This is a genomic window from Flavobacterium agricola (genome assembly GCF_025919725.1).
In the GTDB taxonomy this organism is placed as follows: Bacteria; Bacteroidota; Bacteroidia; order Flavobacteriales; family Flavobacteriaceae; genus Flavobacterium; species Flavobacterium agricola.
Genome location: NZ_CP081495.1, coordinates 1,480,436 through 1,497,855, shown reverse-complemented (window position 1 = coordinate 1,497,855; position 17,420 = coordinate 1,480,436). Strand labels below are relative to the sequence as shown.

Annotated in this window: 15 protein-coding genes and 1 pseudogene; all 16 read right to left on the bottom strand. The window is 33.0% G+C overall.

Translation table 11 applies throughout. From position 1 onward, the window contains the following. Positions 1-86: 86 nt before the first annotated feature. Positions 87-713 (bottom strand): DUF349 domain-containing protein, encoded by a 627-nt coding sequence (locus tag K5I29_RS07470; protein WP_264435177.1) that lies wholly within the window; start codon positions 711-713, stop codon positions 87-89. 9 nt (positions 714-722) lie between these two features. Beyond that, a pseudogene (locus K5I29_RS07465) lies at positions 723-824 on the bottom strand (DUF349 domain-containing protein); the annotation flags it as partial. A 73-nt stretch (positions 825-897) separates the two neighbouring features. After that, complete coding sequence (locus K5I29_RS07460; RefSeq protein ID WP_264432103.1) at positions 898-1,965, bottom strand: DUF349 domain-containing protein; 1,068 nt, start codon at positions 1,963-1,965, stop codon at positions 898-900. Positions 1,966-2,039: 74 nt separating this feature from the next. Further along, complete coding sequence (locus K5I29_RS07455) at positions 2,040-2,783, bottom strand: shikimate dehydrogenase family protein (RefSeq protein WP_264432102.1); 744 nt, start codon at positions 2,781-2,783, stop codon at positions 2,040-2,042. A 69-nt stretch (positions 2,784-2,852) separates the two neighbouring features. Next, positions 2,853-4,256 (bottom strand): tetratricopeptide repeat protein, encoded by a 1,404-nt coding sequence (locus K5I29_RS07450; RefSeq protein WP_264432100.1) that lies wholly within the window; start codon positions 4,254-4,256, stop codon positions 2,853-2,855. Positions 4,257-4,354: 98 nt separating this feature from the next. After that, positions 4,355-5,548, bottom strand: coding sequence for an aspartate aminotransferase family protein (locus tag K5I29_RS07445; RefSeq protein WP_264432099.1), 1,194 nt, complete (start codon positions 5,546-5,548; stop codon positions 4,355-4,357). Between the two features lie 2 nt (positions 5,549-5,550). Beyond that, positions 5,551-7,209 (bottom strand): OstA-like protein, encoded by a 1,659-nt coding sequence (locus K5I29_RS07440; protein WP_264432096.1) that lies wholly within the window; start codon positions 7,207-7,209, stop codon positions 5,551-5,553. A 104-nt stretch (positions 7,210-7,313) separates the two neighbouring features. Further along, positions 7,314-8,585: an adenylosuccinate synthase gene (locus tag K5I29_RS07435; RefSeq protein ID WP_264432094.1), complete on the bottom strand. Its 1,272-nt coding sequence runs from the start codon at positions 8,583-8,585 to the stop codon at positions 7,314-7,316. A gap of 24 nt (positions 8,586-8,609) precedes the next feature. After that, positions 8,610-9,047: a Fur family transcriptional regulator gene (locus K5I29_RS07430; RefSeq protein WP_264432092.1), complete on the bottom strand. Its 438-nt coding sequence runs from the start codon at positions 9,045-9,047 to the stop codon at positions 8,610-8,612. A gap of 57 nt (positions 9,048-9,104) precedes the next feature. Next, positions 9,105-11,372: a RelA/SpoT family protein gene (locus K5I29_RS07425; RefSeq protein ID WP_264432091.1), complete on the bottom strand. Its 2,268-nt coding sequence runs from the start codon at positions 11,370-11,372 to the stop codon at positions 9,105-9,107. 108 nt (positions 11,373-11,480) lie between these two features. Further along, the gene (locus K5I29_RS07420) at positions 11,481-12,269 is read right to left on the bottom strand and encodes a TrmH family RNA methyltransferase (RefSeq protein ID WP_264432089.1); all 789 of its coding nucleotides are present in this window, start codon (positions 12,267-12,269) and stop codon (positions 11,481-11,483) included. Positions 12,270-12,278: 9 nt separating this feature from the next. Further along, positions 12,279-13,613, bottom strand: coding sequence for a DUF58 domain-containing protein (locus K5I29_RS07415; RefSeq protein ID WP_264432088.1), 1,335 nt, complete (start codon positions 13,611-13,613; stop codon positions 12,279-12,281). Beyond that, on the bottom strand, positions 13,613-14,593 hold the full coding sequence (locus K5I29_RS07410) for an AAA family ATPase (protein WP_264432087.1): 981 nt from the start codon (positions 14,591-14,593) through the stop codon (positions 13,613-13,615). Before K5I29_RS07410 ends, K5I29_RS07415 begins: the two co-directional genes overlap by 1 nt. Next, a complete protein-coding gene (locus K5I29_RS07405; protein WP_264432085.1) occupies positions 14,593-15,741 on the bottom strand; it encodes a hypothetical protein in 1,149 nt (382 codons plus the stop codon). The genes K5I29_RS07410 and K5I29_RS07405 overlap by 1 nt, the downstream gene beginning before the upstream one ends. A 26-nt stretch (positions 15,742-15,767) precedes the next feature. After that, positions 15,768-16,433 (bottom strand): DUF4129 domain-containing protein, encoded by a 666-nt coding sequence (locus K5I29_RS07400; RefSeq protein ID WP_264432083.1) that lies wholly within the window; start codon positions 16,431-16,433, stop codon positions 15,768-15,770. A gap of 4 nt (positions 16,434-16,437) precedes the next feature. Next, entirely contained in the window at positions 16,438-17,418 is a 981-nt protein-coding gene (locus K5I29_RS07395) for a stage II sporulation protein M (protein ID WP_264432082.1), read from the bottom strand. Positions 17,419-17,420 lie beyond the last annotated feature (2 nt).

Below are 17,420 nucleotides of genomic sequence, written 5' to 3'. Positions count from 1 at the left end.
ATAATGTTTTTTTTAAAAGTTCTCATAGTTTAAAAGGTTAGTTATTAATATAGTAACGCAACTATAAGAATGATTATTGTATTTTTTTAAAGAGAAATATTACGTAAAAGTGTTAACTTTTCTTTCCAAATGTTTAAATCTTCTCCAAGCTTATCAATATTTTTATTAATTTCTTTAATTAGCGGATTATCTTTTTTAGCATTAGTAATAAACTGAATGTTATTTTCTAACTGAAAAATTTCATTCTGAATTTCTTCTACCTTTCGTTGTACCGAATTAATTTCATACGCCAATTGTTTGTTATCTTTATTATCAACCAATTGATCAATTTTAGAATTAAATTTCTCCAATTCCATATCTTTTTTACTTAACGTAAGCTGATCGAATAAATGATCTAAAACCTTATTAAACTTAGATTCAATATAACGCTTATTGTGCGCAACTTTGCCTAAATCTTTCCAGTTTTGTATGTGTTGCTTTATAGCTTGTAATCCTTCTTTATGATCGGTTGGTAAGCTAAATTCTTTCAACTCGGTTAAATATTGTTTTTTAGCATCATAAACCGCATGTTCGGCATCGTTTTTAGCTGCGTATGTTTTATTTAAACGATTAAAATAATGATTACATGCATCTTTAAATTCTTTCCAAATTACATCAGATTGTTTTTTAGGTACATGCCCAATGTTGCGCCATTGATCTTGAATTTGTTTCATGATTGGCGTAGCTTTAGCAAAATCGTCAGAATCTTTGTAAGCATTAGCTTTTTCAATCAAAGCTAATTTTTTATTTAAATTGGTTTGTTGCTCTTTTTTAATGGTTTTGTAAAACTCATTTTTATTGGCATTAAAAGCCTTAACTTCTTGCTTAAATTCTTCCCAAACGGCATCATTAAATTCATTAGGTACACGGCCCGTTTATAAATTGTTCACGTAAGGTTTCTACCTGATTAATTTTATTTTGCCATTCGCTATGTGCATTTGTTTTGGCTTCGCTAAGCTTTTTAATGGTTTCAATAATTGCTTTGCGTTTTTCTAAATTTTGCAAATAAATGCCTTTTTGGTGCGCAAAATAAGCTTCGCGTTTGTCGTGCATTTGTTTGGTAAGTTCGCTTAGCTCATTCCATAATTCATCAGCTTTGGCTTTACCAACCGGCCCAATTTCTTCTTTCCAAATGCGATGTAAGGTTTGTAACTCTTTAAATGCTTTTATTGTATCTTCTTCAGCTAAAAGTTCTTTAACGCGCTCAATAATTTTTGATTTTTGTTCAAAATTAAACTGAAACTCAACTTCACGCATTTCTCGATCCATGTTTAAATGTTCAAAAAATCGTTCAATATGAAATTGATAATCGTTAAAAACTAAGTTGTATTTATCTTTCGGAATTGGCCCAGCATTGCGCCAGCGGTTGCGGATGTCGTTAACTTTAGTAACTAGAGATTTTGCATCTTCGGTACTGCTGTCTAAAACTTCTTTTAATTCGGCCAATAAAGCTTCTCTGTTTTGTAAGTTGCTTTTTAGCTGATTTTGTAATTGGTTGTAATGCGCGTTTCGGCGGTCTTTGTATTTATTTAATAAGCCATCAAATTTGGTTTTGGCCGGTAAAAAATATTCAAATTCTAAATCGTTGCCGTGCTCATTAACATATTCGTCTTTTTTTTCTTCTATTAAATGGTTGAATTTTAACGTAAAAACCTTTTTAATTTCTTCTACGTTATTTTTTATCGAAACAATTGGATATTCGGTTAGTAAATGATCGAGTTCCTCAACCAAGGCATCAAAAGTAAAAGATTCGTAATCTTTTATTTCGATAACAATGTTTTTGGCTCCGTCATCTTCATTATCTTCAGCGTTAGAATTGTCAATCTCAGATAAAACGTCGTTTAAATTGGTTACTGCTTTATTTATAGCCGTTTCGTTTTCTTGTTTTCCGTCTGCATTTTGCAGGTTATCGTGCTGATCTAACATCTTGTTTCGATTTAGTATTTATATTTATGAAAGATAAAAAAATGAAAATTATTAATCAAATGTTAATAGCTAAATTATTCATTCCAAATTTTCCATGCTTTTTCGGCTTGTAATTCTAACATTTCGTAGCCATTTTTCCCTACTGCACCATGTTTTTGAGCCAAACTTAAAAACTTAGTAATTTCAGGATTGTACACCAAATCATAAGCAATATGTTTGTTTGTGAATAGCGAATAATCTAAATCTGGCGCTTTATCTACATTTGGATGCGTTCCGATTGGGGTTGTGTTGATTATAATTTGGTATTCGTTAAATATTTTTTTGTTTAATTCATGATATCCCAATTGATATTCGTTTGGGGTGCGCGAAACAAAATCGTATTCAATATTTAATTTTTTTAACGCATATGCAACTGCTTTACTTGCACCGCCGGTTCCTAAAATTAGCGCTTTGTTGTGGTAAGGCATAAGTAAAGGTTGTAACGATTTTTTAAATCCTACGAAATCGGTATTATAACCGGTTGTTTTGCCTTTTTTACTTATGGTTATGGTATTTACAGCACCAATTATTTTGGCGTGTTTATTTAGCTTGTCTAAAAACGGAATAATTTCTTCTTTATACGGAATGGTAACGTTTAGTCCGTGTACGTTTTTGTTGTCTAAAATGCCTTCAAATTCTTTAATATTCTCTAAATCAAAAATTTTGTATTTGTAGTTTTTTAAATCCAGGTTTTTAAATTTATTTTTAAAATATTTTGGAGAAAATGAATAGCTAATATTACGTCCTACAAGCCCGTATATGTATTTTTTATTTTTCATGGCATGTGTTTAAAATAAATTCGGTCAACAAGATAAGCTTGTTGACCGAATTTTAAAATAGGTTTATGATTAATTTTTTAAAAAATTAAAATTTGCAATCACACGTTGTATGGTTATATTATCAATTAAATTTTCGAAATTTTGATAAAACTCATCAATGTAAGCTGCATTTAAGGTTAAACCTTTAATTAAATGCTCTTCGCCCAATTCGTAATTTAATTCGGTAAAATAAATACCGGCTAAATAATAATCTACTTCATGTTCGCCTGGAAAAAACTCGGCAGCGGTAAGTAAGGTTTGTAATGCTTCATCTTTGCTTCCTGTTTTAAGCAATAAATCAATCCAAAGCATCCATGTACTTATTTCGTAATCGTTCAGTTCAACTGCTCTGCGATAGCCTTTTTCGGCATCTTCTAAAAGGTTAAGTGCTAAATTGATTTCGCCATATTTTTTCCAGTAATTTTTGTTTTCGCTGTCAATGCTTATGGCTTTATCTAAATATTCTAAAGCTTTGTTGTATTCACCTAAATTGCTGTAATAATTGGTAATGCTAACCCAAGCTTTATCTAACAACGGATCTTCATGAACGGCTTTTAAAAAATAATCTAAAGCTTCGTCTAATTCGTTTAGTTTTTGGTAACATTTTCCGATGCGTAAATAAGCATAAGCCGTAGGATCATCTAATCCTAAAGTTATTTTATAGGCATCAATAGCATCGCGATATTGTTTTAATTTTTCTAAGCTTTTTGCTTTTTCTAAATAAGCACCAATAAAGCTATCATCAATTAACGTAGCGTAATCAAAAGCGCGATAAGCGTTTTCATATTCTTTAAGTTGATAATATTGACGGCCCAACTGATGCCAAGCAATTTCTGAATACGCATTGCTGTTGATGTACTCGTTTAAAAATACAACGGCTTCTTTGTTTTGCTCTAAAAAGTCAAAACAATAAATAATGTTATATAAAGCAGAATGATCTTCTGGATCGTGTTTTAAGCATTTTAAAAAGTTGTCTTTTGCTTGTTCTAACTGATCCATGTACAAATATTCCATTCCTAATAAAGAATAAACATCGGCATAATCATCGGTATATTCTAAAGCAATTTGCAAGCATTCAATGGCTTTTAAATGCTTGTCTTTTTTAGAATAGATATTGGCTTGCTGAATGTAAATTTCTTCATTCGTTGGCTCAATTGCGTATATTTCTTTTAATATTTTTTCGGCTTCGTCCAGTTTGTTTTCAAAAACAAACAATTCAACCTGAACTAATTTTAGTCCTGTTGAATTTGGATGTTGTTCCACACCAAGTTTTAAAGCTTTGTTAGCTAAATTTACTCGGCCGGTATCAAGATAATGAAGAATGATGTTTTCAAATTCTTCCGAATCGAAAAAGAAAACTTTGTTTGTTTTAAGCATCGACTCAAAACGGGAAAGCGCAAGGTTATACTCTTCTTCTTCGTTATTTATATGCATGTAATAATTAGTTAGCTTGTGTTAAGTAATAAAGAGCAAAATTATTGAAATACTTTATCATTATTAAAACTTTAACTTTTTAAGAGTAAGTAAATTACTTACAAACCCAGTTCTAATTGAACTTCATCTAAAGCTTCTAACATAATATTACATCCTTCTCTAATTTCGTCTTCTGAAATGGTTAATGGTGGGGTGATGCGAATGGCACGGCCTTCAAACATCAACCAAAATAAAATCAATCCTTTATCTTTACATTTTAAAATTACGCGATTAGTAATTTCGTCAGACGGTGTCATAGGTGCAATCATTAAACCAATTCCGTGAATGCCTGTAATTAATGGATGCTTAAGTAAGGTACGAAATAATTTTTCTTTTTCTAAGGTTTGCGCCATTAAATCGGTTTCTAGCAATTCTTGTAAGGTAGCCAAACAAGATGCCGCAATAATTGGGTGACCACCAAAGGTTGTAATATGCCCGCATTTAGGATCGTGTGCCAACAAGTTCATGTGTTTTTCGTTAGCAACAAAAGCACCAACTGGTAAACCACCACCCATGCCTTTACCCATAATTACAATATCTGGAACTACATCGTAATTTTCAAACCCGAAAAGTTTACCCGTACGGCCAAACCCCGGTTGAATTTCGTCTAGAATTAAAAGGGCACCAACTTCTTCACAACGTTTTTTTACTTTTTGTAAAAAGTTATCGGTTGGGGTAACAAAACCTGCACTTCCTTGAATGGTTTCTAAAATAATACCAGCAGTACGTGTGGTAATTTTATGAATATCTTCTTCGTTGTTAAACGTAATAAAATCTACATCAGGTAATAACGGACGAAAAGCTTGTTTACGTTCTTCATTACCTAAAACGCTCATAGAACCTTGCGTGTTTCCGTGATATGCATTTACGCATGATATTAATTGGCTGCGCCCCGTAACGCGTTTAGCTAATTTTAAAGCTCCTTCTGTTGCTTCTGTACCCGAATTCACTAAATAAACTTTGTTTAATTGTTCGGGTAAATTGGCTACTAAAAGTTTGCATAATTCTACGGCTGGTTTCTGAATATATTCGCCATAAACCATTACGTGTGCATATTTTCCAACCTGATCAATAATGGCTTGATTTACACGCGGATGTTGATGACCTAAGGTACAAGCAGAAACGCCTGCTACAAAATCTAAATGTTTTTTACCGTCTGTGCTGTATATATACGATCCTTTAGCATGAGAAACTTCTACCGCTAAGGGATAATGTGTAGTTTGTGCTTGAAATTTAAAAAAATCTTCGGTCATGATTATTTCCCTTTTTTCTTTGTTAAATTATTTGGCTTTTTGTTTTGAGGTTCGTTTTGTTGTAACGTTTCAGGTAAAACTTCCATGGGTTCAAGTTCTAATTCGTCAATGGTTTGTTTTATCAGAATCGCTTTATCATCTTCAGCCAATTCCTCTGGCGGAAAAATATCTTCTAACGATTTAATTTCTTCATCACCACGCCATTTAAAACCTTTTAATAAGCGGGCGTTAACTGGTAAATCGGCCTCAGGATATATTTCACTATCTGGGTTGATGTAACGAATTACATTCTGAATTTCATTATTTTCAATTTCCAATCTAATCTTACTACAAATCGCTTTTTCAATACCAACTAATTCATTAGAATCATCGTACATGTAATAAATGCTTTCTGTATTTTTAATTAAATCTACAATGCTTAGCTTGTTATCTTTAAACTTACCAAATAAATCAATTCCTTTCATTTGATTATAGCCTGTTCCTAACGTATCTTTTTGAATGATAAAAGCGTTGTTTAGTACTTTAATAGAATCCATTTGTTCTTTATTTTCGTCCGAAAGCAAATAGATAATATCACCCGTAATTTGGCTGCCTTGACTCCAAATAACTGGATCTTTAATCATTTTTGTAATACCTGTTTTTTGATTGGAATATATAGAATCACTTTTCCCGCTTAAATCTGATTTGTAAATGCGTACGTTATTAAAAGCACGTGCAACGCGTTCACCTTCTGGGCCGGTTACTACAATTTTTTTACCGTGTAAATAAAGCGTGTCATTTTCTACCACATTTTTTAGCAATGCTTTTTTTGTAATAAACATTGAATCTACATCTTTAAAAACTTCAGCATAATGCCCGGTTGCAACCATGTTGTTAATGGTATCTGTAATTTTTATGTTGTTTTCTGCACGCGCAAAGTTTTTCTTTTTATCGTAAAAAAGTTTATCGGCCTCTATGGTTTGTGTTTCTAAAAATATTTTTCCGTTTTTACCAATGGTTCCTAAATCGTTTTTAGTGTCGTAAAAACCATTTTCTGTGTACAACCTATCTCCGTTAGATTGTGTAATCCAACTTGGACCAAAAACATACGCATGGCCCGAATTTTCGTAATAATCTAAATGATTGGTGTTTATAGTTGTTGTTGGATTTTTTACATCTACATTGGTTCTAAAAATAAATTTTTTTGTAGGAACATCGTATGTTCCGTTTTTACTTTTTAAGGTATTTTCGCCCGAAATAATTGTACCGTTATTGTTATAAAAAGCCTGTTCGGTATTGCGGTTATAAAACAACGTATCGGTTGCTAAGGTAGATTCCTTAGAACGTAAATTAACTTGATCGGCAATAAATGCCAAACGATCTTTACCGTTGTATTCGCCATAATTACCAACAATTGTTACACTATCGCCTTGAATTAAACGAACGTTGCCAAAAACTTTTATGTATTGTTCTTTCTGAAAAAAGTAAACTTTATTTCCGTATATATTGGCCCCATCGTGCTCAAATTGCACGTTACCGGTTAAAATTACAGCACCCGGAATTTCGTTTTCGTTGTGGGTTGTATAATCGGTTGTAATTAACTTTAATTGCTTTTTCTGTTCTTGTGCTGAAACCAGAATGCAAGAACAAAATAGGAGTATAAAAAGTATATATTTTTTCATTTGTTGTACTAAAAATGCATACAAATGTAATTAAAAATAAAGGTTTTTTATTTAAAAAATGCCTAAATAAAAAGCGCTAACAAAGGTTAGCGCTTTAATTATGATTATTTTGAAATGGTTTGCGTTCTGTCTGGACCAACCGAGATGATTTTTACTGGCACCCCCGTTTGTTCTTCAATGAAGCTTACATATTCTTTTAATTCAACAGGAAGTTCTTCGTATGTTTTGCAGTTCGAAATGTCCTGATTCCAACCTTTTTTCTCAACATAAACAGGAGTAACATTTTCTTCTTCAATGTTGTAAGGTAAGTGATCAATTTCTTGTCCTTGGTAAATGTACGATGTACAAATTTTTAAGGTTTCAAAACCAGAAAGTACGTCGCCTTTCATCATGTATAATTCTGTAACTCCGTTAACTTCAATAGCATATTTTAATGCTACTAAATCTAACCAACCACAACGACGAGCACGTCCGGTAACCGATCCAAATTCACGACCAACTTCGGCCATTTTTTTTCCGGTTTCATCAAACAATTCGGTTGGGAATGGACCAGAACCTACGCGTGTTGCATATGCTTTAAAAATTCCGAAAACTTCTTGAATTTTATTTGGTGCAATTCCTAAACCTGTACAAGCACCTGCTGCTGTTGTGTTAGATGAGGTTACAAACGGATACGTTCCAAAATCTACATCTAATAAAGAACCTTGTGCGCCCTCGCATAAAATAGATTTACCATCTTTCATTGCTTGGGTTAAATAAGCTTCGCTATCAATAAACTGAAGTTTTTTTAATTCTTCAATCGCGTTAAAAAATTCTTCTTCTAATTCTGCCAAGTTATATTGTAAATCAACTTTATAAAAGTCAATCATTTCAATATGTTTTTCAGCTAAATGACGGTATCTTTCTTTAAAATCGGCTAATTCAATATCTCCAACGCGTAAACCGTTTCTACCAGTTTTGTCCATGTAAGTTGGGCCAATTCCTTTTAATGTAGAACCAATTTTTGCTTTTCCTTTTGCTGTTTCTGATGCAGCATCAAGTAAGCGATGCGTAGGTAAAATTAAATGGGCTTTTCTAGAAATTAATAATCGAGATTTTAGGTCGATATTAAATTTTTCTAATCCTTCTATTTCCTTTTGGAAAACAACCGGATCTATAACTACGCCGTTCCCGATAATGTTAACTGCGTTCTTGTGAAAAATTCCAGAAGGAATGGTACGTAATACGTGTTTTATACCATCAAATTCTAATGTATGTCCAGCATTTGGGCCACCCTGAAAACGTGCAATAATATCGTATTTAGATGTTAAAACATCTACAATTTTACCTTTACCTTCATCTCCCCACTGTAAGCCTAGTAGTAAATCTACAGTCATTGTAATTAAATTATATGTTGTGTGTTATTGTTTTTTTGTAGCGTAAAAGTATAAAGAATGGTTGTGTATTTCTACACCAAACATTTCTTCAATGGTTTGTTTTATGGTTTGAATGCGTGGGTCACAAAACTCAATTACATCACCGCTATCGGTCATAATTACATGATCGTGTTGTTTGTCAAAATACGATTTTTCGTAATGGGCTTGGTTTTGCCCAAATTGATGACGACGAACCAATCCACATTCCAACAACAATTCAATTGTGTTGTATAAGGTAGCACGAGAAACACGGTAGTTTTTGTTTTTCATTTTAATATACAACGATTCGATATCAAAATGTTCTTGACTATCATATATTTCTTGTAGAATAGCATAGCGCTCAGGCGTTTTGCGATGTCCTTTTTCCTCTAAAAATTTAATAAAAACATTTTTAACAATGTCTTGATTTTTGTCTTGTTCCATAAAATTTTTCACCATGAAATGCAGACAAAGATACGGCTTATTCTAATCAATAGAAAATTAATTGTTATAAACTCTAGTAACCTTATCTACGCCTTCAATATTTTTAATTTTTTCAATTAATTTTTTTAAGATGCTGTTATTCTGTACAATAACGGTTAGTTGTCCTTTGAATATACCGGCATCTCCGCTTAGTGAAATGCTTTGAATGTTTACATGCATTTCGCTCGAGATGATTTTGGTTAGCTCATTTGTTAATCCCATGGTATCCATTCCGGTAATATTTATTGATGCTTTAAATTCTTGTTGTGATGAATCTATCCATTTGGCTTGCATGATGCGATAAGCAAAGTTAGACTGCAAGCTTATGGCATTGGGGCAATCGGTACGGTGAACTTTAATTCCTTCATTAATAGTAATAAAACCAAAAACTTTATCACCAGGAATTGGGCTACAACAGCTGGCAAATTTATATTCTAGTTTATCTTCGTTTTTACCAAAAACTAATAAATCTAAGTTTTTAGTAAGTTCATTTTTATCAATTAACTCCGGATTTACAGCCGGTTTGGTACGAATGATTTTGCTTTTTACAAAGTTAAAGAACGAGTTGCCACGGTTGTTAGCAAATTCTTTAATTTGTGTGTTATCAATCGTGCCAACGCCAACTCGATAAAACAAATCTAAGCTGGTTTTAATTTTAAAATAAACCACCATTTCATTAATAATGTTGTCATTAATATCAATTTTTAAATGGCGTAGTTTACGTTCTAAAATTTCTTTACCTTCTTCAGCAATTTTTTTCGTGCTTTCGTTCAGTACGTTTTTAATTTTATTTTTTGCACGAGCGGTAGTTACATAATCTAACCAGCTTGCGCTTGGTTTTTGATTGGCAGATGTAATTACCTCTACCTGATCACCCGAATTTAATACGTAGTTCAACGGAACTAGTTTTCCGTTAACGCGCGTACCTCGGGTGCGTGTACCAACTTCTGAGTGAATAGCAAATGCGAAATCTAACGTTGTAGCACCTTTTGGTAACGATTTAATTTCGCCCTTGGGCGTAAACACGTAAATTTCTTTAGAATAAAGATTCAGCTTAAAATCTTCAACAAATTCAACAGCATTAGATTCAGAGCTTTCTAAAACTTCTTTTAGCTGATTAATCCATATATCTAAACTATTTTCTTCAGAATCGGCATTTTTATATTTGTAGTGCGCTGCATAACCTTTTTCGGCAATTTCGTCCATACGTTCAGAACGGACCTGAATTTCTACCCAACGGCCTTTTGGCCCCATAACGGTAATGTGCAACGCTTCGTAACCGGTTGATTTTGGTGCCGAAATCCAATCGCGCAAACGCGATGGCGACGGGCGGTAATGATCGGTTACAATAGAATATATTTTCCAGGCCAAAAACTTTTCTTGGCTGGGTTCGGATTGATATACGATGCGAATGGCATATTTATCGTAAACTTCATCAAAAGTTACGCCTTGTTTTACCATTTTTCGATGAATCGAATAAATAGATTTTGGGCGGCCTTTAATTGAATATTCAATATTTTCAGCATCTAAAGATGCGCTTAAAACGTCGGTAACTTGTTTAATATACGCTTCTTGCTCTTCTTTAGATTCTTGCATTTTTTGCAAAATATCGTTGTAAACTTCGGGTTCGGTATAACGCAAGCCCAAGTCTTCTAACATCAATTTGATGTTGTATAAGCCCAAACGGTGGGCTAGTGGTGCATAAATATATAAGGTTTCTGAGGCAATTTTAGCTTGTTTGTAATCGGCCATAGAAACCATGGTTTGCATGTTATGCAAACGATCGGCTATTTTTATTAAAATTACACGAACATCGTCGTTTAAGGTTAAAAGCATTTTACGATAATTCTCGGCTTGTAACGAGATTTCTTCGCTGGTTTTAACTTTAGCCATTTTGGTTAAACCTTCAACAATGTGTGCAACTTTTGTAGCACGATCTACCGAAACAACTTCATGCACTTTTTCGTCTTTTCTGCTTAATTCGGCAATAATTTGTTCGGCAGTAATTTCAGAATCTTCTATAACATCGTGCATCAAAGCAGCAGCAATTGATGTGGCTCCTAAACCAATATCTGAAGCAACAATTTTGGCCACAGCAATAGGATGGAAAATGTAAGCTTCTCCAGATTTTCTGCGTTGGTCGCTGTGGGCACGTACAGCAATATCAAAAGCACGGCGAATAAGTAACTTATCTTCCTCGGTTAAGGTTTGATAACTTATTTTAAGCAGTTCTTTATATTCTTTTGCAATTGCTTTATTTTCTGCTTCAATTTCTTGCTCTGTCATATAGTAATCGTTGGTAATACAATATATAATTTAATAAAAATAGTGGGCTACCTATTAAAGTTAGCAAAAAGCGATGATAAATTAAAAAAATTAAAACTATTTAACACATTAAAAGCCACGTTGCCTTTTGGCTTCAAATAATAAAATGGCAGCCGCAACAGAAACATTCATAGAATCTATTTCGCCTTGCATCGGAATAATAATATTACTGGTGCTTTGTTCGCGCCAAGCTTGTGTTAATCCGGTTGCTTCTGTACCTACAACTAAAGCAGTTGGTAAGGTATAATTTTGTGTATGATAGGAAGTTGAATTCTGTAACGTAGCGCTGTAAAAGTTTATGTTATTGACTTTTAAAAAAGCAATTACATTTTCTGTACTATCTGTTGCAATTTGGCGTGTAAACAAGCAACCAACGCTAGATCGAACTACGTTTGGGTTGTATAAATCTGCTTTTGGGTTGGCAATAATTACCGCATCAATGTTTGCTGCATCTGCCGTGCGTAAAATTGCACCAATATTTCCTGGCTTTTCAATAGCTTCGGCTACCAAAATTAAAGGATTTTTTGAAAGATTTAAATCGGCTAAAGCTAGCGATTTAGTTTCGGCAACTGCCAAAATGCCTTCGGTTGTATCTCGGTAAGCTAGCTTTTGGTAAACTTCTTTAGTAATTTCTATGCAAGCAACCGTTTCGGGTACCATATTTTGTACCGCTGCGTTGGTAATGATTTCTGGTACAAATAATACCGTTTGTAACGTATAACCGCCTTTTAATGCCAAATTTATTTCGCGTTGTCCTTCTATTAAAAAAGTTCCAGATTGTTTGCGTGCTTTGGCTTTGTCTTGTAGTTGTACAAGCGATTTTATAAATGGATTTTGTACGCTACTAATTTGTTTCATTGTGTTTTGTTATATCAGCCCTTTGGCTTTAATTTCTAAATATTGGTTTATGGTATCTAACGTTAAATTTTCGGGTTTAGTAAGCAGGGCATAAATACCATGTTTTCTTAATTCGTTTACTATTACACGTTTTTCATTGCTAAATTTTTGTGCAATAACCTGATCAAAAATAGCTTGTGTACTTTCTGCTTCTTTATGTATAAATTGATTAAGCTCGGTGTTTTCAAAAAAAACAACCAACAACATATGTTGTTTGGCAATGGCTCTTAAATACGGAAGCTGACGTTGTAAACTTTCTAACGTTTCGAAATTTGTGAACAAAATTAACAAACTTCTCGAATTGATGTGTTTTTTAACATCTACAAATAATCTAGAAAAATCGCTTTCAAACGTATTTGTATCAATTTTATACAAATTTTCTAAAAACCGTGGTAATTGATTCTTTTTGTTATCGGCAACAATTATGTTTTCAACCTTTTTAGCAAAAGTAAACATTCCGGCTTTATCCGATTTGGTTAAAATAATATTTGCCATAACCAAGCTTGCATTAATGGCATAATCTAGCAAAGTTAATCCGTTAAACGGCATGTGCATTACGCGGCCTTTATCTATAATTAAATAAATATTCTGATTTTTTTCTTCCTGATATTGGTTTACCATTAGCGCATCGCGTTTGGCAGTAGCTTTCCAATTTATATTTTTAATGTTATCGCCAATAACGTAATCTCGAATTTGTTCAAATTCGGAAGCTTGCCCTAATTTGCGAACCTTTTTTAGTCCGTGATGCGTTAAATTGTTATGGATGGATTTAAAATCGAATTGTTTAAACTGAACGATTGATGGATAAACTTTTATTACTTGATTGGCACTAAAATTAAAACGTTTTTTTACCAAACCAATGCGCGAGCTGGTGTAAACAATTAAGTTGCCAAAATTGTATTCGCCCCTAAAAGTAGGGCGTAAATGGTAGGTTAAGCTTTTTTGAGATTGCCTGTTAATTTGTAGCTTTTTTAAAAAATTACGTTCTTGAAACTGAAACGGAATTTCGTCTATAATTTCTAAATCAAACAGCAATTGCGTTGGATTGGTTATTGTAATTGTAATTTTATTTTGCTCTCCGTTAGATAAAGGTTCGGGTACCGCACGTTGGGCTGTTAGTTTGTGTTTTGGCACAAAAACCACCAACAAATCAAGCAAACAAAAGCCTAAAAAAACACCCAATAAACCTAGCACAAACGGGTACATTTCGTTAAAAAAAAACGAAAGTACAAATAGTACAAAAAATCCGCCTAAAATATAAAACGGCCGATTGGTTAGGTATAAACTTTTAAAAAAGCGAATCATTATTTTGGAGATTCTATTTTGTTGATGATTTGTTTTATCACGTTTTCAACGGTTAATCCTTCCATTTCTTTTTCAGGGCTTAAAATTACGCGGTGGTTAAGCACCGGTATAATTACGTCCTGAATATCTTCGGGCACCACAAAATCACGGCCTTTTAAAACAGCATGTGCTTTTGCAGCATTTAAAATAGCAATTGATGCGCGTGGCGAAGCACCTAAATAAATTAAAGGATTTTGACGCGTTTCGGTAACCAATTTGGCAATATATTCAATTAAATGCGGCTCAATTAAAACTTGTTTGGTAAGTTGCTGAAATTCGGTTATTTGTTGTGCTGAAACTACGGCCTGAATTTGAGCTAATTTATCGGGTTGCGTTTGGTTGTTTTCTAACAACAACAAAGCAATTTCTTGTTCTGGAGTTGGGTAAGTAACCGATATTTTAAAAATAAAACGATCCAATTGTGCTTCGGGCAAACGGTACGTTCCTTCTTGCTCAATTGGGTTTTGGGTGGCTACCACAATAAAAGGTTTCTCCATGGGGTAGGTTGTACCATCAACGGTTATTTGCTTTTCTTCCATAACTTCAAATAAAGCAGCTTGCGTTTTGGCTGGTGCGCGATTAATTTCATCAATCAAAACAAAGTTTGAAAATATCGGGCCGTGCTTAAAAGAGAAAGCACCTTTATGCGCTTCAAAAATCGAAGTTCCTAAAACATCTGACGGCATTAAATCTGGTGTAAACTGAATGCGGCTAAAACCTGTGTTTATGGTTTTTGATAAGGTTTTAGCAAGCAAAGTTTTGGCTACACCGGGAACGCCTTCTATTAAAATATGGCCGTTAGCTAACAAAGCAATTAACAGTAAATCTATAATTTGATCTTGCCCCACAACAACTTTATGAATTTGTTCGCGAATAGCATCTAATTGTTGTTTTACGGTGGTTATTTGTAAGCGGTTTTCAAAATGAATATTTTCTTTCATTATTGTATAATTTTTTTAAGGTTGATGTAATGCTGATTAACAGCGGCACGTGATGGTTGTACGGTGCTGGAATTGTAAAATTTAATTTTTAAAAGTATTTGAGTAATTTCTGCTTCTGGTTTGCCTGTAAGATGCGCTAATTTTTTACCAAAAGATGCACCTAAATTATCAGTCTTTAGCAAATATCTTTTTTCAATTTTGTCTAAAAACTGCGCATTCATTTTTTTTATAATAGCTAAGTTATTTTTATCGTTGTAATAAATACTCGAAATGGTTTGTACAAATTCTAGCGTTTTGTTTTTGTTGGGCGTAAGAATAGGAATTACGCGCTGCACCCGTTTGGCACGGAATAATACAAATACCAATCCGCCAATTACAAATATATACCAAGCCGTTTTTAAATAGCGATTACTTAATATAAACGATAACAATCCTGGGGTTGAATCGTCATAATCATTTTCGGCATATTTTTTATATTTAGGTTGGCCTTCGGTAATTAAAGTTACTTCGTTTTGATCGATGTAAGATAAAATGGCTGACGGAAAACCTGCATCATTTTGAGTTAAATATTGGTTAGAAAATACATGCGGCGTATGTACCAAATACAAATAACCTTTACCGATTTTATAGCGCACAAAAATTTCTTGATTTTCAGCCGTTGCTAAAACTTCTTTTGGATATGTACCCGAAAAATCAGCAGTTGAAAAATGAACCGGATAATTTAATTGGGTTGCATACGGTTGTAATTGTTTATTTGTAAATGTTAAAGGCGTGTTTTTAGGAACAACATGCTCAGAAATGGGATAATAGCCCGAAAACATATTGGTTGTAACAATAAAAACTGAGTTGCCGGCACGTATATAATCTAAATTAGGTTCCTCAAAAAAGTAAGGTTTAATAACCAATATGGCTTGGTTTTTATAATCTAAATTAATAACCGAATCGGTGTACTTAGCTAAATCGGTGTTGTATTTGTTTATTTTTTTTGTAGGTAAAAGGCTGTCAATTTCTTGCGTAAAAATGTATAAATCAAAAGCATTTTTTTTATTTCCGTTAAAGGTTTCTTCCCAATTTGTTTTATCAACTCCGTTAAAAATTTTCTGAAATATATAGCCAAATGCTAGCAAAACTGCTAGTACAAGAAACATGACTAAAAAGTTTTTTCTTACCATATTTACAATTGTTTATTGTTTAACATGGATTTAAAATGATTTTCTGCTTGCTGCAATTGTTCGGAATTTAAAGTAAACTTTCCGTACCAAACGTAGTTGTATAAATAACTGGCATATTCATAATCTTTTTGCAGTTGCGGTTGTTTTATTTCGTAATAATAAGTTGCATTTGTTTTTTGTGGCTCCCAATTAATATGTTTATGGTCGGCCAAGGTTTTTATAACTTTTAAAAAGTAAAACCGAATTAATGCCTGATTATCTCCATTATTTCGTGCTTGGTTAAGCAAATCATCTAAATTTAATTCGTTAATGTGTTTTTCAGCATTTTCTATTTTTTCTGCATCAACTTTTGATCGTAAGTTAAAAAAGCCAAATTTGTTAGAAACTAAAAGGTAAGCTATTCCACCAACAATTAAAATTAGTAAACCAATCCATAGGTATTGATAATATGGTTTGTATTCAAATGATGATTTTTGCTGACTTTCGTTTGCTACTTTTTTTTCAGTCGGAGCTTCGTCGTATGTTAAGTTTGAATATTTTTCTGCAAATTCTGTTTTTTTTACTGGGTTATGAATCCCAGAATCGGCAAATACCATGGCATTGTTAACAAGCAACAGCAACAAGGTTATTACCCAAGTATTTATCGAAAAATTGAGTTTTTTTGCCATGCAATTACTTTGTTGTTATGTTTTGAAATTGATATTTTTTAGCACAAAGAATAGGATAAATAAGGTAGTAAAAACTAATACATCCCAATGTTATTGCAATGATTAAATAGTTTACGCTATTCGGCATTTCTTTCGACCAGCGGGTTACAAAACCTTCTATTAAACCTGCGGCAACAGTAAAAGGTAAAGTGCTTATAAAGATTTTAAAACTATTTAAAAACCCTTTTTTTATACTTTCTAATCTTGAATAAGTTCCAGGAAATAAGATGCTTCCGGCCATAATTAAACCAGCGCTGGCTTCTATTACCATAGCAAAAATTTCCATGCTTCCGTGTAACCATATTCCGCGAACGCTTTCTAAAAACACACCGTGGGTGTAAAAAAAGGTTTGAAAGGCTCCAACCATTATTGAATTGGTTAATAATATATATAAGGTTCCGATGCCGCATAAAAAACCGTATAAATACATTTTTGCTCCTACCAATAAGTTGTTGGTGGTTATAGAAAAGCTGGATAAAACCTCGTCAGAACCTTTGTAAACCGCAACCGGATTTCCATTCTCAATATTTACCAATGTCATATCTACATAATAATCGCCTAAAATATAACGTACAAATTCTTCGTTATACAAAGCAGAAATAATACCAATAGCCATAAAAATAGCATAAAGCCCAAACGCTAAATACATATAATATCGGTATTTATAAGCAAGCAAAGGCACATCAATTTTAAAAAAAGTTAAAATATCTTCGCTGTTGTTGCGTTTTTTTTTGTAAATACGTAAAAATAATAAAGCAGTTAGGTTATTTAAATAGGTTGTAATTTTACTTTTTGGGTAATATGTTTGTGCAAAGGCCAAATCGTTGGTTAACTTTAAATAAATAGCAGCCAAGGCATCCGGATCTTTTTGCGTTTTGTTTACCACAATTTGCTCAAATTCCTGCCAAGTTTCTTTATTTTGCTTTATAAATGCTATTTCTCTCATGC